Here is a 20,260-nt window from a genome sequence, read left to right as displayed (position 1 = left end):
AGCCGGTGGGCGTCGTCGCCGGTGGCGAGGATCCTGGTCTTGGGCCGGGTGGGTTCTTGCCCAGACGGACCGGACGGCCGTAGCGGCGCCCCCAGTCCTCGTCGACCAGGCCGACAAGCAGATGCCCGGCCGTGCGTGCCACCTCTTCCAGCGCGGCACGGACCGCCTCGGTGACCGGTTCGAGCCGAGTGAGGTCGCGCACTGCGGCCAGGACATGGGTGGAGTCGGTGCGTTGCGTGGTGCGTTCACGCACGAGCCCGGCATCCTTGAGTCGACCAGCGCGAGGTCCAGGAGCCGGTCGGCACGGTCGCCCTCGGCGAGGCGCTCTCGGAAGTCGGACAGCACGCTGTGATGGAAGCCGGGATCATCGAGCTCCAGCGCGAGGGCGTATTTGAAGTCGATGCGGCAGCGCACCGCCTCAGCGGCCTGCCGGTCCGACAAGCCGAGTGCCGCGCCACGAGCTGGCGGCCGCGGTCGCGGCGCTGTTCGAGCTGACGCCGCCGCTGGACTCGGACGCGGATGCGGCGTGGCGGGCGCTGCTGGTGTCCCGGTTCGGCACGGTGCGGCCGTTCTTGAAGCTGCTCGTCCGGGCCGTGGACTTCGGCGCGACCCCGGAAGGCGCGCCGGTGCTGGCCGCGTTGAAGACGCTGCCGGACCTGATGGGCCGCAAGAAGGTCGGCCCTGCCGAGATCGACACCCTGTTGGTCGGGTCGTGGCGGCGCCTGGTGCTGTCCGCGCCGGGCCTGGAGCCGGGGACGGTGGACTGGAAGGCGTACGTGTTCTGCGTGCTGGAGCAGTTCCACCGGATGCTGCGCCAGCAGGAGGTGTTCGCGAATAACTCCTCCAAGTGGGGCGACCCGCGGGCGAAGCTGCTCGCCGGGGACGCATGGGAGCAGGCGAAGCCGACCGTGCTGGCGTCGCTCAGCCTGCCCGGGGAGCCGGGCGGGCACCTGACGGCGCGGGCCGCGCTGCTGGACGGCACGTACCGCGAGGTCGCCGCGCGGCTGCCGGACAACGCGCAGATCACCGTCGACGACGCGGGAAGGCTGCACTTCGCGGCGCTGGAACCGGAGCCCGAACCCGCCTCCCTGCTGGATCTTCGGGCGGCGGTGAACGCGATGCTGCCGCGCGTGGACCTGCCCGAGGTTTTGTTGGAGGTGTTCTCCTGGACCGGCGCTGACGCCGCGTTCACCTCGGTCACCGGCGGCGAGGCCCGGCTGAAGGACCTGCACATCACGATCGCCGCGCTGCTGGTTGCGCACGGCTGCAACGTCGGCTACACCCCGGCGATCGGCGGCGTCGACGCGCTGAAGTACGGCACGCTGTCCCACGTCGACCAGACGTACCTGCGCCTTGCGACGTATCGGGCAGCGAACGCCACGCTGATCGAGCACCAGGCGTCGATCCCGCTCGCGACCGCGTGGGGCGGCGGGCTAGGTTCTGTCCTGCGGATCATGTGCGGAGCCAGATGATCAGGGCCGCGAAGATGACGGTGCCGTGGAAGACGTAGCCGCGTTTGTCGTATCGGGTCGCCACGCCGCGGAACTGTTTCAGGCGGCCGATGGCGCGCTCGACGACGTTGCGTTTCTTGTAGCGGTCCTCGTCGAATCCGGTGGGTCGTCCTCCGGCGGAACCGCGTCTGCGACGGTTGGCGATTTGGTCGTCGGGTTCGGGGATGGTGTGCGGGATCCTGCGTCGCCGCAGGTGGCGGCGGTTGTCCCGGGAGCTGTAGGCCTTGTCGGCGCTGACGCTGTCGGGTCGGGTGCGGGGTCTGCCCGGCCCGACCCGCGGAACGCGAACACCTTCCAACACGGCCTCGAACTGCGGACTGTCGCCCCATTGGCCGGGTGTCGGGACGAGGGAGAGGAGACGGCATCTCCCGTCGGCGCACGGATGGACCTTGGTGGTGAACCCGCCTCGGGACCGGCCGAGTTGCTCGCCCGCCTCACCACCTCCGCCAGGCGGTCGGCCAGGCCCCGCAGCACCGTCGCGTCCCGCTCGGTCCGATTCCGGGCCCCCTTTTGGGCCGGGATCGGCGGCGGGGCAACCCGCGCGCCGGCTGCGTGGGGGTGCACGCGCACGGTCGAGGAGTCGACCGAGACGTCCCAGTCGATGCCGCCCGCCGCATCGGCTTTCGTCCGGATCGCGCGCAGCAATCGCTCCCACGTGCCGTCCGCGGACCAGCGGCGATGCCGTTCGTGCACCGTCTTCCACGGCCCGAACCGCTCCGGCAGATCACGCCACTGCGTCCCCGTCCGGGTCCGGAACAGCACACCGTCGATCACCTGCCGGTGATCACGCCACCGACCGCCCCGACGACCCACCTCGGGCAGGAGCGGCCGCAGCCACTCCCACTCCTCATCCGTCAAATCACCCCGACCATCCACGATTAATACAACGATCAGATGATCCGCAGGACACGCTCTAGTCGCCTCGGTGGACGGTATGCGGTTCGTGGTGCCGGTGCCGTCGGTGTACGCGCGGCCGAACCCGCGCTACTTCGGGCGCCGCGGCGGCGCGACGTGGCTGAACCTGCTCAACGACCAAGCCGCCGGGCTGGGCGGCAAAGTGGTGGCCGGCACCCCGCGCGACTCGCTGTACGTGCTGGACGTGCTCTACGACCGCGACGGCGGCAAGCGCCCGGAGATGATCGTCACCGACACGGCCTCGTACAGCGACATCGTCTTCGGGCTCCTGACCTTGGCCGGATTCGCGTACGCTCCGCAACTGGCCGACCTGCCCCACCAGAAGATGTGGCGGATCGACCGCACCGCCGACTACGGGGCGTTCGAGGACGCGGCTCGCGGCCGGATCGACCCAGACCGGATCGCCCGGCACTGGGACGACATCCTGCGGATCATCGGCTCCATCCACACCGGCGCGGTGCGCGCGTACGACGTCATCCGGATGCTGTCGCGCGACGGCCGCCCCACCCCGCTGGGCGACGCCATCGCGCACTACGGGCGGATCTCCAAGACCCTGCACATCCTGCGCTTGGCCGACGAGCCCGGCTACCGCCGCCAGATCAAGGTCCAGGCCAATCTCCAGGAGGGCTGGCATGCGCTGGCCCGCAAGATCTTCCATGGCAAGCACGGGCAGCTGTACCAGCGCTACCAGGACGGCATGGAGGACCAGATCGGGGCGCTGGGCCTGGTCCTGAACGCGCTGGTGCTGTTCAACACCCGCTACATGGACGCCGCCGTCACGAAGCTACGCGCGGACGGGTTCGACGTCCGCGACGAGGACGTCGCCCGTCTCTCGCCGTTCGTCCGCCACCACGTCAACATTTATCTGGACGTTTTTCGGAACGCGGAGTCCTTCAACAGTGGTCGTCGGGGCCGGGTTCGGTGCTCTCGTCGAGGTCTGTGAGGAGGCCGCGGATCCGGTCGGCGATGGCGTGGTGGCGTTCGACCTCGCGGGGCCAGCCGCGTTCGACGGCGTCCTGGGCGAGTTGCCGTTCGCGGGCGAGTCGGGCTCGCGGGCGGGGTGCGTACTCGCTGGTGGTGAGGAACTTCGAGCAACGCAGATAGAGGTCGCACTCGCAGGGGCCTTCGGCGGGTGCCCGTAGGCAATGACCGAGTTCGAGCTCGCTCTTGAAGAAGTTCGTCTTCAGCCAGTCGAGGGTGTCCTCGCCGATGGTCAGACTGAGCAGTGTTTGGGCGGCAGGGCCCGCGATGCGTCCGCCGGCGGCGATGACCCTCTCGTACTGTTCCTTGAGGACGGGGTCGCTGATGTGGGAGTAGGTGGCCGACATCTGCGCGTTGCGATGCCCGAGGATCGCCATGATGGTCTGGATCTGGGCGCCGCCTTCGGCGAGTTGCGTCCCGACGGTGTGACGGAACCGGTGGGCCGTGACGGTGGGGCGGCCGTCGCCGTCGACGAGCCCGGCCTTGGTGCAGGCGATCTCCAGCGCGTCCTTGAAGAGGAAGTGTTTGCCCATCGGCATGCCGCGGCGCATGAACACGTAGCGGACCGCTTGTTGCGCCCAGGCGTCGTGGCGGGCGGCGGCATTGCCGTCCTTCGCGGCGTCGATCAGGACGCGCAGGGCGTCGGCCGCCTGCGGGTGGAGCGGGATCATGCGCTCGGTGTAGGTCTTGCCGACCGGAATCCGCAACCTCGGATAGCCGTCCGGGTAGGCGTCCAGGCAGTCGATGGCCAACCGCATGATCTCGCCGCGGCGGGCGCCGCTCCACCGCAACAGGAGCATCGCGGCCCGCTGATGCGGGTCCGTCAACTCCTCGACCGCCTCCATCAACCGATCCAGTTCGTCGCGGGGGATGAACCGGGGCAGCCGCATCGGCAGCTTGGGCATGTCGGAGCGTCCCAGCAGTGGCCGGGCGGGGACGTCCGACCAGCCCCACTGGCTGGTCTCTCGGAAGAACTGCAGCAGCGGACTGATGTAGGTGTAGCGCGTGCGCGCCGACAACGGTCGACCCGTGCGCTCGTTGACGTGCTCGTGCAGGTGGGCGAGGAACCCTTCGACGTGGGTGCGCGTCAGCTCGTCGAGACAGGCCAGTTCGGGATGGGTCTTCGCGAGCCAGCGCAGGAAGTAGCGGAACGCGTCGCGCGCATGGCGCACCGACGTCGCGCGATCGGTGCTCTGCAGCCGTCCCGAGAGCCATCGATCGACCGGTGCCGTGAGTGGGGTCGGCAGGTCGGGCGGGGTGAGTTCCTCGCGCCAGACCTCTCCGGTCCGGGGCCCGCGGAAAGGGGTCTGCGCGATCCGTCCCGTGTTGAACAGCAACACGTGCAGGACGTGCAATCGGGTCAGGCACGCCTTCTCGAACTCGGTGACCAGCACGCTCGGGTCGTGGTTGCGGCGGGTGCGGTGAACGTGGGCGGTCCGAACGATCCGAGCCTCCGGCAGCGCGCACCAACGCCGGATCTCGTCGGCGAACGCGGTCAGGTCCTCATAGCCGACCGCCCCGATTTCCGGGTCACCCTTCCAGAGGACGAGTCGCGCGATCGCCCAGGTCAGCGCGGTCCGGCCGTTGCGGTAGCCCAGTTGTCGCTGGCGCCGGTCGAGCGCGTCGACGGCGTCGAGGTCCATGCCCAGACCGGGGGCGACCCGTGGGTTGAACAGGCTGTCGAAGTTGCGGGCCAGCACCCAGCCGGCATCCATCGGCAGGCGGTGGGTCAAGGACAGGTAGGCGAGATAGGAGCCCGCTTCGTGCGAGGGCCCGTAGCGTTTGCCGGGTTCGGGCGGCGTGTCGGCGTCCAGGTCCAGCCGTGTCAGCAGCGGTGCCGCGAACCACTCGTCCAGGTCGGGCCAGAGTTTCACGAACCGGTCGTAGAACCACAGTCTCGTACTGATCGTGCCGCGTGAACCCGCGAACGTGGCGCGGACCCAGGCGGCGTATTCCTCGCGCGAGGCGTGGCGTCGCCGCGGCGAGTCGGGAGTCGGCGCCAGGGCCGTGACGGTCACCGGTTGTTCTCCAACGCGCGGGTGTACTCGGCGAGGACGGCGTCGTCGGAGACGCGGGTGTAGACCTTCGTCGATTCGGGGGACGCGTGTCCGAGTCTTTTCTGCAGGGCCAGTTCGCGCATGCCGCCCTCCCACATCGCGGTGGCGTGCGTGTGCCGCAGGGCGTGGGGCGTGGTCTCGGGCGTGCGCAGTCCGAGCTTGGCCATGCGGCGCGAGAACAACCGCACGACCGCGTCGTAGCCGAGCGGTTCCAGGCGTCGAAGACCGTCGCCGCCAATGAGGAAGACGAACGGGCTGGTCGCCTCCATGGGGCGTTCGTGCATCACGTAGCGGCTCACCGCGTCCAGGGTTCGCGGCTCGTGGACGTCGACGACGCGTTCGGTGCGCGACTTCCCGCGCACTCCGCGCGGATGGTCGTCGCGCTTGCGGACGGTCACCCGGCGCCGTCCGTAGGAGATGTCGCCGACGTGCAGCGAGAGGACTTCGCCGGGACGAAGTCCACCGTCGAGCATGAGCAGGAAGACGGCCAGGTCGCGAAGCCTCTTCAGGCCGCCGAGGAACTCCTCCAACGCGGGTTCGTCCATCGGGCGCGGGAGACGCCTGGGTTGCTTCACCGTCACCGTGCGGCGGATCGGCTGCTGCCTGCTGGCCCGGCCCATGAACGGCTGGTGCCGGGCGGGGACTCGGGCCAGCGCGGGATCGAGGCGGGTCTGCATGGGCGACGTCTCGCCGTCGTACTCCTCGGCGACGATCGCCCAGTCGTAGAAGCTCGAGACCGCCGCGAGGATCCGGTTCACCGTCGAGGGCGCCAACAACCGGCCCGGCGCGCTCGCTCCACCGGCAATCACGGTCAGCCCGAGTCGTTGAGCCGGCCGCCGTGAGGGCGTGCGACGCAGAAAGGCCAGCAGACGCAGGGCGTCCGGCGACCGGAATCCCTGCCAGTCCAGGCCCTCCGAGCGCAGGAACGTGAACAGGTATTGCAGGTCGTAGGCGTACGCGCTCAACGTGTGCGGTGAGAACTCCCGGTCGCCGAGATGGTCCAGGAACCGACAAGCGGGCCCCACCGGTTCCCCGTCGTCGTCCACGAGCCGCACCCGTCGAACGATCCCGCCCTGACGCTCTTTCAGAACCTGCACCCGTGCCTCCCGGAACCGTCACTCGACCGGCTCAACGAGCCCGGCGAGCCTGCGGCCACGAGGCAGCCGCCGCGGCCACTCGAAGGTGTCCAGATAAGGACATGCTCGGCCGGTACTCCTTCAAGCTCCCCGAACTGCCAGGCGGCCTGCGTCCCTTGCGGGACAGCATCGCCGCCGAGGCCGACGACGAATGACACGTCCTTCCGGGAGGCCGCGCGGCGGCGGATTGTGGGCACGGTGCGCGCCTGCGGCGTGCTGAACACGGGGGTCGAGTGGGAGCCGACCGGAGCTCCGATCTGCCCGACAACGAACCCGTCAGTGGGATTCGCTAGCTTTCGCGCATGTCGATAACTGCACAACTTCGCGACTCGGTACGGCTGCCGGGGGGTGACGCCCTGGTCAACGGCTACGCGTTGGAGAGCCGCAGTGGCTGGGCACGCCGCACGCTGATCCGGAACGGGCACGAGCTGGAGGTCTACGACCTCGACGAGCTCTTCACCGGCGAAACCGCGCCGACTGCGGTCTTCCCGGTTCCGTGGCCGGGGTGGGACCGCGGTGTCGACTCGGTGAGCCCCGACGCCGCGTTCGCGGTGTTCTCCGGCCAACGCGCGGTGCGGGCTGTCAGCAGCGCCGGCGAGACGCTGTGGGAGTACCGGCACAGTTGCTGGGGACCGGCGTTCGGTCACTCCCACACGGGGGACGAGCAGGAGGTGTGCCGCGGCCTCGAACACGGCTCCTGCCGCGTCTCCGACGACGGTCGGCTCGTGTGGGCGCATGTCGTGGTCGGCGTCCATGACCGAGATTGGGACGACTGGCACGAGTGTTGGGTCGTCCTGGATGCCCGGGACGGACGGGAGCTGGCCCAACTGCGGCTCGACAGTGCCGCTGCCGGCTCGCATCACGTGTCCCACCCGGACGGCATCCACGTCGGCCTGTGCATCGGTATGGGCCAGGACGGCATCCTGCTCTACTGGGCGCGCTGGGACGGCGAGAAGCTGACCAGCTGGGATCTGAACGACGGAATGGACCGCATCCTGACGGACGTCCATCCGGACCACGCGGGCTTCCTGACGGTCGAGCACTACGGAACCGACGTGCGACTTCACATGCTGGACGGCACCGTCCTCGCCACCGGAGCGCCCGAGGCCGCCGATGGCAAGGACCCGGCGTGGTGGGACTACGGATGCGGCTTCGTCGACGGCGGCACCGTCATCGCCACGACGGTCGACGCAGACGAGGACTCGGAACGAGCAGTCCGACACTGGCTCCTGGACGGCCGGACCCTCGAAATACGTGGGACGCCGACGTACCCCACCGGCGCCAACGGCAGCTATGTGCGCCCGCTCGGCGATGGGACGTGGCTGACCTACGACAGCACGAGCGAGACGCTCTACCGCTGGAGTGAGCCAGCGTCCTGAACCCGATGACGTGAGCAGCTTCAGCGGCGGGCGTCACCGGGAGCGAGATGCGCGGTGAGCGCGGCGACGTCCTCGCCGGTGGGGTGGAAGTAGAGACGCAGGCCATCGGCCTTGCGATGCCTCGACTTGGCCATCAGCAGCAACAGGTTCACGCCTGGCGTGCGGCCGAGGTGAGTGAGCGCGCTGTGCCGGAACTCGTGCAGGTCCCACCCGGTTCCCGACCCGGCCAGGGCGGTATGCCGGTCCAGCAGCGCGCGTGCCTGGCCGTACGACAGTCTCGCCATCCCGGTGTCCGGGCACACGTCCCGCAGACCCACGACCTTGCCCGGCGCGGGCCTGCGGTGGGTGGTGAACACCGGCCCGCGCGTTCGCCCCTTGAGCAGGCGCGGCAGGAGCCGCGCGGTGCCTGCATCCAAGTACACCCATTCGCGCACCGCGTCCTCGCGGGCGGCCGACCCACGTCGGCGCGTGGCGGCGCCCTTGGCTTTGACCGGCGCGCGTCGCTGGGCGAGGTCCAGGTCTTCGATGTTCAACCCGAGGATTTCCTCGGCGCGCGCGGCGGTCTCGTACAGCATCTGGTAGAGCGTCTTCTCCCGCAGCCCGACCTCGCGCCGCGCGATCAGCCGGTCGACCGCAGTCTTGGAGCGCACCGGCGTGACCGAGTCCGGCGGTGCGAGGCGCTTGGCCCACGCAGGCACCGCCGGCGCTGCGTACCCGCGCACGTGGCACCAGCCCAGCCAGGACAGCACCGCCGCGCGCCGCGCGTTCCACGTGTTGACCGCTGCGCCGCCCCACTGAAGTTCGAGGGCCTGGCCGACCTCGTCGTCGGCGACCGACGCAAGCGGCCGGGCGTCACCGAGATGTTCGGCGACCTTGCCGACGGCGGTGGTGTACGCACGGGCAGTGTTCGGGTTCGGCTGCGCGTCGAGGAACGCGTCCGCCGCCGCCCGCACCGTCGGCCCGGCCGCAACCGGCAGCGCCACGAGTTCCGCCACCCGGCCCCCTCGCATGCCTTGCCACAGATAACGGGGTCGCTTCGCCTCGGCCCCGAGAACGGTCTGCTCAGCTCGCGCGGGGAATTGCCACAGATAATAGGGGATTATCTGTGCCTCAATCTCGGAACTCTCCCACTGCGCACACTCCGTCAGCCGTCCACCAGGCCAGACGAAGGCTTAGCGCCGGTTTTCGTTCCGATGTTGCTCAACCCCCGACACCTACGTCCGCGACAACTCGGTCCTGCTCGCGCGCAGCGCCGCCGGCCACCACGTGCTCCGCCACCGGCGGCAGGAGTGGGCGGGACCGTGGCTGCTGCGAGGCCACCCTCGAAGGACTCGACGCCGCCGCCCGCAAGGGCAAGCACGGCGGCCGGCCGCCCGTCACCACCGACGACATGCTGCACACCGTGCTGCGACGCCGAGCCGCCGGCCTCGACCTGATCATCCCCACCGGCAAGCGCAAGGGGCGAAACCCGGGCCTGGCCAGCATCTACGGCCCCGGTCTCCTATCTCTGACCCACGGTGCAAAGTAGCGGCAGGGGTCGCAGCGGTCAGGCGCTCGCCAGTGCTGCCGCCTGTTCGTCGTGTTCGCGCAGCATCCGCATGACGGTGGCTGGTGAGGGGTGCTGTCCCTTCTTCGTGCCCGTGGTGATGACGAGCCGCTTGGCGATGTCGCGCAGGCTCATCTCCTTCTCGTCGCGCAGGTGGAGGGCCATGGAGAGCATGTCGGGGTCGGTGACGCCAGCGCCACCGATGGTCTTGCCGCGGTTGCGGGCGGACTCGTGGCCTTCGAGGGTGCGGTCGCGGATGTACTCGCGCTCCATGCCGGACATGGCGGCCAGCACGGTGAACACGATGCCGGAGGGGTCGTGCGAGCCCTTCAGTTCCCCTGCGAGGAACTCCAGGCCGACATCGCTCGCCTTCAGTTCCTCGGCGAGCATGGCGAGTTCGATGCCGCGGCCGAGCCGTTTGTGCTCGTGGACGACGAGGGTGACGGCGACGCCGGAGGAGCGGATCTCCCCGGCGAGCCTGACCGCGGCCTCCAGCTCGGGGCGTCTGGTGGCACGGGTGGAGATCTTCTCCGAGAAGATCCGGGTGACCCCGGCTTCGGCGAGGGAGTCGAGCTGTGCGTCCAGGGACTGTCGGGCGGTCGAGGCGCGGGCGTACCCGAGTCGGGCGTGTCCGACCGTCTCGGCGCCGGCGCTCGCGGGCCGGGGGAGCTCGGTCCAGACCGAGCCCGGCTTGCGTACGGCAGGGGTCGGGATGCTGAGGGCCCTGGCGAGTTGAGGCACAAGGCGGAAGCGGGCGGTGTGGTACTGGATGGCCACCTTGGCCTTGCCGGTCCGGCACGGGGAGCCCGCGGGGGCGGCGCAGGTGGACATCGGGCAGGCGTGCGATTCCACGAGCTTGAAGTCGTCGTTCACGCCTCAGACCGTTTCATGGGGGCGTTTCAGACATCCAGTCGTTTGCAACAGCTCATGAAACATGATCGCCGCAGGTGGACCTCCGGGCGTCGGGGTGTTTCACGAGCGGTCGCCTATGAAACAAACCCGGCCCGGGGAGCCTTGCGCTCGCGCTTCGGCTCTCCGGCACCAGCGCCGGGGGCGCTTGCTGTATCCGGGAGGGCCCGCCGCACCGGCGTGGCCCGGCAGGGAGAGGACTCCGGGGTAGACGAGATCGATCCGTGCGACGACGCAGCGCAGCAGTTGGCCGCAGCCAGGAACCGAACTGCTGCGGCGCACGTCTCCCGCGCCATGATCTCAAGCGAGCGCCAAGAGCACGCGATTTCCAGCAGGCTGGTCTCGCCGTCCGCAGTGAGTGTGGATCCGTCGAAGACCAACGACTACAACAGCTTCGCCGAGGCGTACGCGGCCGCAAACGAAACCAACCTGGTCAATGCCTACTACGAGCGGCCCGCGATGCTGGCCCTCGCTGGAGACGTGGCCGGCCGGCGGATCCTCGACGCCGGCTGCGGCTCGGGGTCCCTGTTTGCCGCGCTGCGCGACCGTGGCGCCATTGTGAGTGGCTTCGACGCGAGTGCCGGGATGCTGGAGCTGGCTCGGCAGCGCCTCGGCGACGGTGCGGACCTGCAGGTGGCGGACCTGGGCAGCCCGCTTCCTTACGCTGATGACACGTTCGACGATGTAGCGGCGTCCCTGGTGCTGCACTACCTGGAGGACTGGGGGCCGGCGCTGGCCGAGCTGCGACGCATACTCAGGCCCGGCGGTCGGCTGATCGCGTCTGTCGACCATCCCTTTGCCATCAACCTCATACACCGCGAGGCCGGTCGCGAGGCCGAGTGCAACTACTTCGACACCACCAAATGGACCGTAGAGTGGACCATAGGCGGCCAGACCGCCCTGGTGAGCAGATGGAGCAGGCCGCTGCACGCGATGATCGAGGCTTTCATCGGGGCCGGTTTCCGGATAACGGTCATCAGCGAGCCGGATCCTGATCCCGCCGCCCGCGAGATGTTCCCCGAGGCCATCGCGGCCGAGCCGCGCTTCCTGTGCTTCCTGTTCTTCGTCCTGCAGGCCGAGTAGCAACCAGAACGACCTGACCGCTGGAAGCGGTCAGCTGTTCTCGTCGTCGGCCGCTTTCTCGTCGGTGCTCGGGTCACGCAGCGGGCGCAGCCCGGCCGCCGGCGTGCGGGTGAAGGCGTAGCGGCCGAGGAAGTCCAACGCGACTTCCGACGAGAGCTGACCTACGACGGGCTCCGGGCCGCCGAGGCCAAGGACAAGAAGGGCGGGCACCGCCCAGCCGTCCCAGCCGACAAGACCGACACCGTCCGCACCGCCTGGCGGACCACGGTGGCCGGGTTGTGCGGGCGGCCGGTCTCCCCCAGGACCTGGAGGGTGTCGTTGTAGGTGTTGCGGAGCACGCCCGCGGTGAACTCCAGCTGGTCCGCCTCCAGGTGCGCCAGGTGTTCGACGATCGCGACGCGGTCCCGGGCCGCGTAGGCGCGCATCAGGTCGAGCGCCCGCCACGCGGCCTCGTTCATCCAAGGGTCGGTGAGGTCCTGGAAGTCCTGGGTGTTCTTCATCGTGTCCCCGTGGTCGATCGGGCGCTGGTGTCCGCCGGTGTTCGGGGGCGGGGCACGGCGGCGACCGCCCCGAGGTTGAGCCGCTTGTCCATGTCCAGACGGAAGGTGCCGTACGGGTTGACGTTGGACCAGAACAGCGCGGTCAGGCCGCGTCGGTCCTCGTCCGAAAGCTTCTTCGCCCACTTCGGCTCGGCCAGGACCTGCTGGAGCAGCAGCGTGTTGACGTGCACGAGGCTGGACTGGAGCAGGTGTAGCGCGAGCATCGACGTCTCGGCGTGCTCCCTGTCCGGGCCGGTCAGGGCACCGTCCTTGCCGTAGTGGAGCACGGTGTTCGCCGAGTTCCAGTTCTCAACGACCTGGAGGCCGCCGTGGATCTCACGGCGCAGGGCGGGGCTGGCCAGGTAGTCGCAGGCGAAGATGGTGCGTACGGCGCGGCCGAGTTCTTCGAGCGCGGCGTAGGTGGGGTGCTTGGGGCCGCCGCGGGTGAAGCGCCGCAGCACCTGCTCAGCCTCCGCCGTCCCCAGGCGCAGGGCGGTGGCGTACTTGACCGTCTGGTCGTACTGCTGCTCGATCAGGTCCCAGCGGATCGGACGGGTCAGGGAGCCGCCGAGCGCGGGCCAGCCGGGCGGGGTGTCGTCCGGGCGGTACAGGCGGATGCTGCCGATGTTCTTCAGCCGGGGCAGCAGGCGGAAGCTGAGCAGCTCGGTGAAGGCGAATCCGACGACGCTCGCGCCGTGGGTGTCGACGTAGTTCGACTCGATCTCGGCGTCCGTGCAGTGCCGCAGCAGGCCCTCGATCATCGCCGCAACCTCGGACGACGAACAGCTCTTGAGCTGGGAGTAGATGCAGACGTTCTTCCGCTCCACGTGCCAGTAGATCATCACGCCGTTGCCGCCGTAGCGGGCGTGGTACTCGGTCATGAAATTCGAGGACCAGGACCCGAACTTCTTCGAGTCCGAAGCGCACGCGGTGCCCTGCCCCCACCATGCGGCGTCCCGTGCGGCGAACGTGCCGTTGACCATCTTGGTCACTGCGGCGCGCAGGTTGTCGACGGTGATGAAGTGCCGGCGCACGTGCCGCAGCGCGGCCTCGCTCTCGCCGTGCTCGCCGGTCGCCACGATCGCCCGGATGCCCATGTTCGTGCCCAGGGCGAACAGCGCGAGCAGCAGGCGCCGCTGGAGGGTGGCGCGGTCGATGCGCTCGTACGCGGCGACCGAGGAGAACTCGTCGGTGAAGCCGGTCAGGAAGTCGGCGTTCTTCAGCACGTCCAGGAGATCGAGCACGCCCCACCGTTGTACGACCTCGTCCTTCAGGGCCGCCAGGCCGGTGGGCTCGTCCAGCGGCTCCAGCTTCGGCACGGTGATCCACGGCTCGCCCTTGCGGGTGGTGACCTTCACCCCGCCCGCACTGCCGTCCGCGAGCGCCGCCGACAGCCGGTCCAGAGAGTCCGTCATCCGCTGCTTCAGCCCGGCGACGAACTCCCCGGGGTCCTCGGGCTGGCGGATCGCGGCGTAGTGCACGGTACGGGCGGACTCGAAGTCACCGGGCAAGTCGTCCTCCGGGTCGCACCACCGGGCCGCACCCTCGACGTAGATCTCACGGCGCCTGATCGCGTCCCGCACCGCCACCAGCACGCACAGCTCGTACGGGATGCGCTCGGTCCGGCCCTTTTCGTCGACGACCGCCTCGCGCCAGTCCTTGCGTACGACACCGCCGATCGGCACCGCGTCGGACGCGTCGTAGAAGCGGGTCTTGCCGTCGACGCCGGCGTACTTCTCCAGCAGTACGAGCGCGTCCATCACGGGCCGGTAGGCGGTGTTGTTGCACCTGAAGCCCAGTGTCCGCAGCAGCGGCGGCAGCATCTGCCGGTAGTACGAGCTGTAGGAGGACCGCAGTGTGGTGCGGACCTTCGCCTTGAACGCCTTCTCGTTCGCCTTCGCCTCGGCGATCAGGTCGCGCAGCGTCTTCTCCCCGACCACCGGGTACAGCACGGCTCGTACGGTCCCCTCGGGCCGTCCTACCGCCGCGTCGGCGAGCTTGAAGAGGATGCCCTCCTTGCCCCGTACCTTCTTCAGCTCCGCCGTCAGCTGTCGCTCGACCCGCCGCTCGGCACGGGCGTTGATCTTGTGGACCAGGGCGACGAGCAGTTCCACCAGGGCGTCGGTGATCTCCGCCTGGCGGGACGCGCACAGGGCGGCCAGCAGGGTGGTCCGTACGTCCTCGCCCGCATCCCGGAAGTCCGAGGGGTACATCTTGATCGCCCGCGCCCGCCACGCGGTCACCAGCTTCTCCGAGCAGTTCGCGAACGTCCCGTCCGGCAGACCGAGTTGCCGTACGGCGGTCAGCTTGACGATCTCCGTCAGCAGCGAGTCCAGCCCCACCGCGCCCGGGTCCCGCTTCAGCGAGGCCAGCAGCGCCGTGCCGTCCTCGTTGCCCTCCACGACCAGCGCCAGGAGGCGGTCGGCGCACACCTCGCCCAGACGCGCGACGGTCTGCGCGCAGAAGACGCGGTCCGCCCGTGCCCGTGCCGTGGCCACGATCCGCTCGACACGGCCCGGGGGCTCGATGCGGTCACTGCGGCACTGCACGAGCAGGGCCTCGCGCAACCGGTCCTCCACCAGTTCCACCGGGCAGACGTCATCGGCGAGCCAGGCGGTCAGCCGTTCCTCGTCCGCACGGGTCGCGGGGCGGAACCCGAGGGCCTCGCGGATCTGCGTACGGTGCCCCTTCGCCGAGCGGGACGACAGCTCGTACTTCGCCAAGTCCTCCGCCGACACCTTGACGACGTCGGCCACATAGTCGACCGCAGCCTGAGGGAACTCCTCCACGAACTGGGGAAACCGGCCTTCCAGCTCGAAGAACTTCAGCATCAGCACGAAGCCGAGTCGGGTCGGACCGGACTTGTTTGCGACCAGGTCCCAGTCACTGCCTACCGGCGTCCAGCACGCCACCACGTCCTCGGAGGACCACTCCCGACGCATGAACGCTCCCCCTCCGCCGACTACTCGTTCGGCCTAACGAGGTGGCCGACCATGAAGCAACGGGCCCGGACAAGGGAGCGACGGCCACTTTGCACCGTGGGCCAGAGATAGGAGACCGGGGCCTCTACCGCGCGCTCGCCGACCACGAGAAGCGCCAGGCGCACCCGGAAGCCGTCGAGCAAGCTCACGCCGACTTCGTCGCCCTCACCCAACCTCATCGCTAGATGTAACAGTCAGTAACTCCCTGATACTTGTCGGGTGGCGGCAGCTATACGAGAACTCGGCCTACAGGTCCGACTCTGCGGGCGGGAGCTCGGTCTCACTGCGGTTGTGCAGCAAGTTCAGGAGTCGGAAGCCGCGGTCGCTCTGTTCAGCGTTTCCCCACAGCGCGGCCGAGGACGCTGCGATGGTGATTACCGCAACGGTGCCGAGCATGACCGCCTGCAGAACGGTGAGTGGCTGGGGCTGGCTTGGGGTGTCCATTGGCGTCCTTCGTGTCGGGTGATCCAGGTGATCGAGCGTAGGAGTCGCTCGGGACAGGCTGTGCAGATATCCGGCGGAACGCCTCCTTGCCGGGCAAGGGCGTCAACTCGCGGTCTTCTGTGGGCGGGCTTTGCCGTATCGCTCCCAGGCAGCCTGCTTGGAGATGCCGAGCGCCTCGCCGATCTCCGACCAGGAGTTGTCCAGGAAGCTGGCCCGAAGGGCCGCGTCACGGGCCTGGCGGGCGAAGTAGCCGTCGGACAGGCGGATCGCGGCCAGGGCGGCCATCGGCTGGTCTTCCCGGATCAGGGTGTCGAGCTGTTCGCCGATGCTGCGGATCTGGTCCGCAAGTGCGGCCGGAGCGAGGGGGCCGAACTCGGTGATGTGCTCGTCCAGCCACTCGTTCTTGGCGGCCTGTTCGGCCTCGCCGACGTCGTATGGGTTGTACAGGTGGTAGGAGCCACCGGGTCGGCCACGTTCTATGTGCTGAGGGCCTTCGCCGCCGCGCCAGCCGCAGCTGCAGGTGGCAACCAGGCCCTCGATGGGGGCGTCGGGGTCGCGGTAGTCCACCGTGGCCTCGGAAGCGAAGCGGTGCCCGTCGAAGTCATACGCTGCCATGGACGTAATGCTTTCATTACGTCTCACGAGTCGTCAAGAAGCCATTACGATCCTGTCGGCGGTGCCCTCCGGCATGGCCGGTCCGGACCACCACGGCGGCTGCCGCTGTGTTCTTCGGGGGCGGACAGCCCATCGAACTCCTGCCAGTTCTCCCACCAGCGCCCCCGTCACCACCCAACCCCGAACGGTGGGTTCCGCCCGGCACGGGCCAGGGCCCCTCCCCTCCGCAGGGTGGCCCGCCGGAGGCATTGTTCTGACCCCGGCCCGGCACGGAGTTGACGGCGTGCACGGTGCGGATCCGGCAGGCGTGCCAGGCTGGCTGAGCATCTCCTTGGCAGACTTCGGGAACCGGGCCTCCACCTCGAAAAACTTGAGCAACAGCGCGAAGCCCAACCGGGTCACCCCGGATTTGTTCCGGACCCTTCTTCATGTCGTCTTCGAGCAACGTCCAGACCTCGATCAGGTCTTCCGGCTCCCAGTCCTGCCGGACCCGCGCTCTTTGCCCAACCACTAGGATCACCACAGAGCGGCCAGGCGGAACCGGAGCGAAGACCAGAAGCACATATCTGTTGTCAGATGATTACTTAGAGCTACACGCCACCTGGCCGTAGACATCTCAGGGGTCTGAGAAGTCAAGCCGCATCCCTCAGCGCGGAGGGGAACGCCTCATGTTCTTCGAACACTTCGCCTCTCTGAAGGCAGTGGAAGAGCTGTCCGATCATCCGGTTGAAGAAGTGCCGGAGGCCAGCTGCGTGCCAGTCTCCGCGTTCTCGGCGGGCCCGGTAGTGGGCCGTTGGCTCCCTCGGATGCGTTGAGGGGGCGAAGGACCACAGAGCCCGCGTGGTTGAGTCGGTCGTTCTTGACCATGCGGCGTCCGACGTGGCGTTTCTTCCCGATGCCCGGGTGATGGGCGCGGAACCGGCATAAGCGTTGAGGGCTCGGGCGTCGGAGAAGCGGGAGCGATCGTCGCCGATCTCGACCAGGATGCGCGCTCCGAGTTGTGTGCCGATGCCGGGAAACGACAGCATGATCTTCGAATCCGGGTGTTCGCGGAACGCCGCCTCGGCCCAGGCGGCGAGTTCGTCGGCCGCGATGCGGGCGGCGTCGAGCTGCCGCAACAGGCCGAGGAGTTGGGCACCCATGGCGGCCTCGATGCCTCGGCTGCGGCCGGCGCGCACCAGGGCGACGCGCAGTAGCGCGATGGTCAGCTTGGCACCCCTGGCCGGAGTCGGGGCGATGCGCAGGATCTCGCGTGCCTCGGGCCTGGTCAGTGGGTTGGTCCAGGTGGCGAAGGCGTACAGGGCAGCCGGGTAGTACTCGCGCAGCAGCGAGCGGACCTGATTCGACATCTGCTGCCGGTTCCACTGTGCCTCCTGCTGGGCACGCGCCAGGACCGCCACCGCTCTGGCCTGCGGAGTGTCGGCGGGAATCGGCCGGTGTACGTGCATGTCGGTGCGCAGGATGTTCGCCAGGACCAGGGCGTCACCCGGGTCGGATTTCTTCCGCGAGACGCCGTGGCGGTCCCTGTAGCGGGATGCCGCCATGGGATTGATCGCGTAGACCTTGCGTCCGCCCTGATTGAGCAGCGCGACGAGCAGACCGCGGTTGGTCTCGATGCAGACCGGGATCCGGTCGTCCGGGCCGTCGCCGTGGTCGGCGAGCAGATCCGCGAGGATCCTGTAGCCCTCGGCGTCGTCCGTGATGCGGCGCTTGGCCAGCAGCTCGCCCGCATTGTTGATCACGGCGACGTCATGGTGCGACTCGGCCCAGTCGATCCCGCAGTAGACCACCGTCAATTCCCCCACCTGTTGTCGTTGTCAGTGCTGGTGAGAGCACATGCGGAACCGCGCATCGCGCTAATCACAGGCATCGGGTGCCGACATCTCAGAAGACCTCTCGCGGTGCCGGCGCACCGCACGGGCCCCTGTCTATTCCCCAGGGCTTGACGGCCCGGCACCTTCAAGGGATCACCATGCGGTGCGCTCACACCACGAAGTCAACGAGCGTGACCGTGCGATGGTCATATGAACGCCAATCGCCCTCACGTGACCGCCGTACGACATGCCGGAACCGCCCGCCGCTCTACGGCAAGGCATCGGACGCCAGCTATACGACAGGCGTGGCGGTCCGGCACTCGCACAACCCAGCCGGGAGCAACGTCCACGAACCAGAGCTGTTAAGTACTGATTACAGTAGCGCTCGCGGACGACTCCGGGACGGCTGAACGCGGCTCACCCCCACTCGCGTGGGGACTTCTGCAACACGGCAGGGAACAGGCCCGGTTCCCCCGGCTCACCCCACTTGCGTGGAGACGTTCCCAGCATGGCAGCCCTCGGTCCGCCCCCGACGGGGTTTGCTCCGGGCGGTCCGGGCCGCGGGGCCAGGAGGACAAGCGGCCTGTGTACGGGCCGTTCACGCCCGGGCGACCTCGCGGGCCAAGGGGCCGTGGGTGGTGATGAGTTCCTCGAGGCGTTCCGCGTCGGAGTCGGGGAGGGAGCCGAGCGCGTGGGTGTACATGTTCGTTTCACGGGTCCAGTGGGCGATCGCGCTGCGGTCGCCTCGGCCGTGGGCGTCGGATAAGTGGGCTCGGGCCCAGGATTCGAGGATGGTCAGGATGCGGGCGGCTTCCCCTCGCCGACGTGCCACGTGCGCGGATCCAGTCATCGGATTCTCCCTCGTCGGGGCGTTGTTTACGGTTTCAGGCCCTTGCCTTGCAGCCATGCGTACGGGTCGATCGGGGCGCCGCCGCCGGGGCGGACCTCGAGGTGCAGGTGGGGGCCGGTGACGTTGCCGGTCGAGCCGACCTTGGCGATGACCTCGCCGGTGGCGACACTGCCTTGGGGGCGGACGAACGAGGACAGGTGGCAGTACCAGGTCAGCGTTCCGTCGCCGTGGCGCAGGACGATGCGGTTGCCGTACGCCCCGGCCCAGGCCGCCTCGACGATCTCGCCGCCGCCCACCGCGCGGACGTCGGTGCCTTCGCCGGCGGCGAAGTCCAGGCCGGTGTGGTTGTGGGCCCAACGGTCGCCGGACTGGCCGAAGCGGGCGGTCAGCGTGTACGAGGCCAGCGGTAGCGTCCAGCCGCCCTGTCCTTCGCCTCCTCCCGTTTTCGCGAGGGGGGCAGCGGCCAGTCGCGCCAGGACCGAGGGGCGCACGACCACGCCTTTCGACCAGTAGCCGGAGTCCCGGAAGTGCGCGTAGCGCACGTTGAGGCCGGTTTTGGGGGCCTCGATGATCGTGTCGTCGCCGAATCCGGGGATCGTGCCCACGTACATGCCTACGTGGCCTTCGTTCGGGAACACCAGGTCGCCGGGAAGCAGCGGCTGTCCGGTCACCTTCGGGCCGGCGTCGATCTGGCCGTAGGTGTCCCGGGGCAGCTTGAGCCCGGCTCCGCGCAGGTATGCCATCTGCATCAGGCTGCTGCAGTCGCAGTGCCGTGCCATGTTCGGGCCGTGCGCGTCGGTGCAGTCGCCGCCGTAGGAGTACGACGTCCCCAATTGCTGCTGGGCCCAGGCGATGATGGCCGTCATGCCCTCGCCGGTCTCGGCCGACGCGGCCAGCTCTGCCGCCGTGGCCTTGATGATGCGCACATACTCCTGGGTCTGGGCGTACGGCGGGATGCCCTGATGGCGCTGGACCGCGTTCGGGCCGGCGTTGTAGGCGGCCAGCATCAGGTCGATCGGGTCGCCCGGTATGCCGGCGACCTCCTTGAGGACCACGCAGTCGTAGTTGGCCATCGAGTAGATGGCGTCGATCGGGTCGAACGGGTCCTTGCGGCCGTCGTTGTTGCCGTCGACGCCGTAGGTGGTCCACGTGTCCGGCATGAATTGGGCCAGGCCCTGCGCGCCGACGTTGCTCACGGCGCGCGGGTCCCACGTGCTCTCCTGCTTGAGTTGGGCCGCGAGGAGCGCCGGGTTCAGTTCCGGGCACTTGGTTGCCGCCTGCTCGATGTGCGGCCGGTACTCGGCGGGGATCTTCGCGTCCTCGCGCAGCGCGCCCCCCGAACCCGCGAGCGTCACACCACCGCTGTCGCCGCCCCCGAGCAGCAACACCGGGACCAGCACCATGAAGAGCAGCATCCCGGCGAGCACCGAGACCACGAAACGCACCACCTCCGAACCCCCAAATCATGAAAGTGAAGACGAAGAACCCATGGGTGAACCC

Annotated in this window: 13 protein-coding genes and 3 pseudogenes; 5 read left to right on the top strand and 11 right to left on the bottom strand. The window is 69.0% G+C overall.

All coding sequences use genetic code 11. The features are described from left to right. Positions 1-253 (bottom strand): annotated as a pseudogene (locus A3IC_RS73770) (IS5/IS1182 family transposase); the annotation flags it as partial. 193 nt (positions 254-446) lie between these two features. On the opposite strand from A3IC_RS73770, the pseudogene A3IC_RS0136895 reads away from it, so the two are divergent. Continuing rightward, a pseudogene (locus A3IC_RS0136895) lies at positions 447-1,436 on the top strand (Tn3 family transposase); the annotation flags it as partial. 16 nt (positions 1,437-1,452) lie between these two features. Here the strand turns inward: A3IC_RS0136895 and A3IC_RS65710 are convergent. Then, positions 1,453-2,387, bottom strand: a protein-coding gene (locus tag A3IC_RS65710) for an IS5 family transposase (protein ID WP_425387380.1) whose coding sequence is annotated in 2 segments (ribosomal slippage) — positions 1,453-2,018 and positions 2,018-2,387 — 936 coding nt in all. Because the reading frame shifts where the segments join, the coding sequence is not laid out codon by codon here. Positions 2,388-2,415: 28 nt separating this feature from the next. Here A3IC_RS65710 and A3IC_RS58640 point away from each other — a divergent pair. Continuing rightward, positions 2,416-3,288, top strand: a pseudogene (locus A3IC_RS58640) (Tn3 family transposase); the annotation flags it as partial. Positions 3,289-3,319: 31 nt separating this feature from the next. On the opposite strand, the gene A3IC_RS66995 reads toward A3IC_RS58640, so the two are convergent. Together A3IC_RS66995 and A3IC_RS0136870 are read right to left on the bottom strand one after the other, a co-directional pair. Further along, positions 3,320-5,425: a tyrosine-type recombinase/integrase gene (locus A3IC_RS66995; RefSeq protein WP_020555104.1), complete on the bottom strand. Its 2,106-nt coding sequence runs from the start codon at positions 5,423-5,425 to the stop codon at positions 3,320-3,322. After that, positions 5,422-6,561: a tyrosine-type recombinase/integrase gene (locus tag A3IC_RS0136870; protein WP_052173974.1), complete on the bottom strand. Its 1,140-nt coding sequence runs from the start codon at positions 6,559-6,561 to the stop codon at positions 5,422-5,424. Before A3IC_RS0136870 ends, A3IC_RS66995 begins: the two co-directional genes overlap by 4 nt. 341 nt (positions 6,562-6,902) lie before the next feature. On the opposite strand from A3IC_RS0136870, the gene A3IC_RS0136860 reads away from it, so the two are divergent. Continuing rightward, a complete protein-coding gene (locus A3IC_RS0136860) occupies positions 6,903-7,979 on the top strand; it encodes a hypothetical protein (protein WP_020555101.1) in 1,077 nt (358 codons plus the stop codon). A gap of 20 nt (positions 7,980-7,999) precedes the next feature. Here A3IC_RS0136860 and A3IC_RS0136855 read toward each other — a convergent pair whose 3' ends face one another. After that, entirely contained in the window at positions 8,000-8,989 is a 990-nt protein-coding gene (locus tag A3IC_RS0136855) for a tyrosine-type recombinase/integrase (protein ID WP_040877755.1), read from the bottom strand. 380 nt (positions 8,990-9,369) lie between these two features. On the opposite strand from A3IC_RS0136855, the gene A3IC_RS71675 reads away from it, so the two are divergent. Then, positions 9,370-9,507: a hypothetical protein gene (locus tag A3IC_RS71675; RefSeq protein WP_020555099.1), complete on the top strand. Its 138-nt coding sequence runs from the start codon at positions 9,370-9,372 to the stop codon at positions 9,505-9,507. 18 nt (positions 9,508-9,525) lie between these two features. On the opposite strand, the gene A3IC_RS0136845 is transcribed toward A3IC_RS71675, so the two are convergent. Next, positions 9,526-10,398 carry a recombinase family protein gene (locus A3IC_RS0136845; RefSeq protein ID WP_020555098.1) on the bottom strand — a complete coding sequence of 291 codons (873 nt, stop codon included), beginning with the start codon at positions 10,396-10,398 and terminating at the stop codon, positions 9,526-9,528. Positions 10,399-10,728: 330 nt separating this feature from the next. On the opposite strand from A3IC_RS0136845, the gene A3IC_RS0136840 reads away from it, so the two are divergent. After that, complete coding sequence (locus A3IC_RS0136840) at positions 10,729-11,517, top strand: class I SAM-dependent methyltransferase (protein ID WP_026219162.1); 789 nt, start codon at positions 10,729-10,731, stop codon at positions 11,515-11,517. Positions 11,518-11,678: 161 nt separating this feature from the next. Here the strand turns inward: A3IC_RS0136840 and A3IC_RS73165 are convergent, their stop codons facing one another. From A3IC_RS73165 to A3IC_RS63125, 5 genes are all read right to left on the bottom strand, one after another. Continuing rightward, complete coding sequence (locus A3IC_RS73165; protein WP_020555095.1) at positions 11,679-12,017, bottom strand: hypothetical protein; 339 nt, start codon at positions 12,015-12,017, stop codon at positions 11,679-11,681. Next, complete coding sequence (locus A3IC_RS0136825) at positions 12,014-14,998, bottom strand: Tn3 family transposase (RefSeq protein WP_020555094.1); 2,985 nt, start codon at positions 14,996-14,998, stop codon at positions 12,014-12,016. The genes A3IC_RS73165 and A3IC_RS0136825 overlap by 4 nt, the downstream gene beginning before the upstream one ends. Before the next feature lie 585 nt (positions 14,999-15,583). Further along, positions 15,584-16,096: a hypothetical protein gene (locus A3IC_RS58625; RefSeq protein WP_020555091.1), complete on the bottom strand. Its 513-nt coding sequence runs from the start codon at positions 16,094-16,096 to the stop codon at positions 15,584-15,586. A 632-nt stretch (positions 16,097-16,728) separates the two neighbouring features. Further along, positions 16,729-17,901, bottom strand: coding sequence for an IS110 family RNA-guided transposase (locus A3IC_RS58620; protein ID WP_245599773.1), 1,173 nt, complete (start codon positions 17,899-17,901; stop codon positions 16,729-16,731). 885 nt (positions 17,902-18,786) lie between these two features. Continuing rightward, positions 18,787-20,208 (bottom strand): peptidoglycan DD-metalloendopeptidase family protein, encoded by a 1,422-nt coding sequence (locus A3IC_RS63125; protein ID WP_020555089.1) that lies wholly within the window; start codon positions 20,206-20,208, stop codon positions 18,787-18,789. Between the last annotated feature and the right edge of the window lie 52 nt (positions 20,209-20,260).

Source organism: Embleya scabrispora DSM 41855 (assembly GCF_000372745.1).
GTDB classification, from domain to species: Bacteria; Actinomycetota; Actinomycetes; order Streptomycetales; family Streptomycetaceae; genus Embleya; species Embleya scabrispora.
This window is presented reverse-complemented; position numbering and strand designations above follow the sequence as displayed.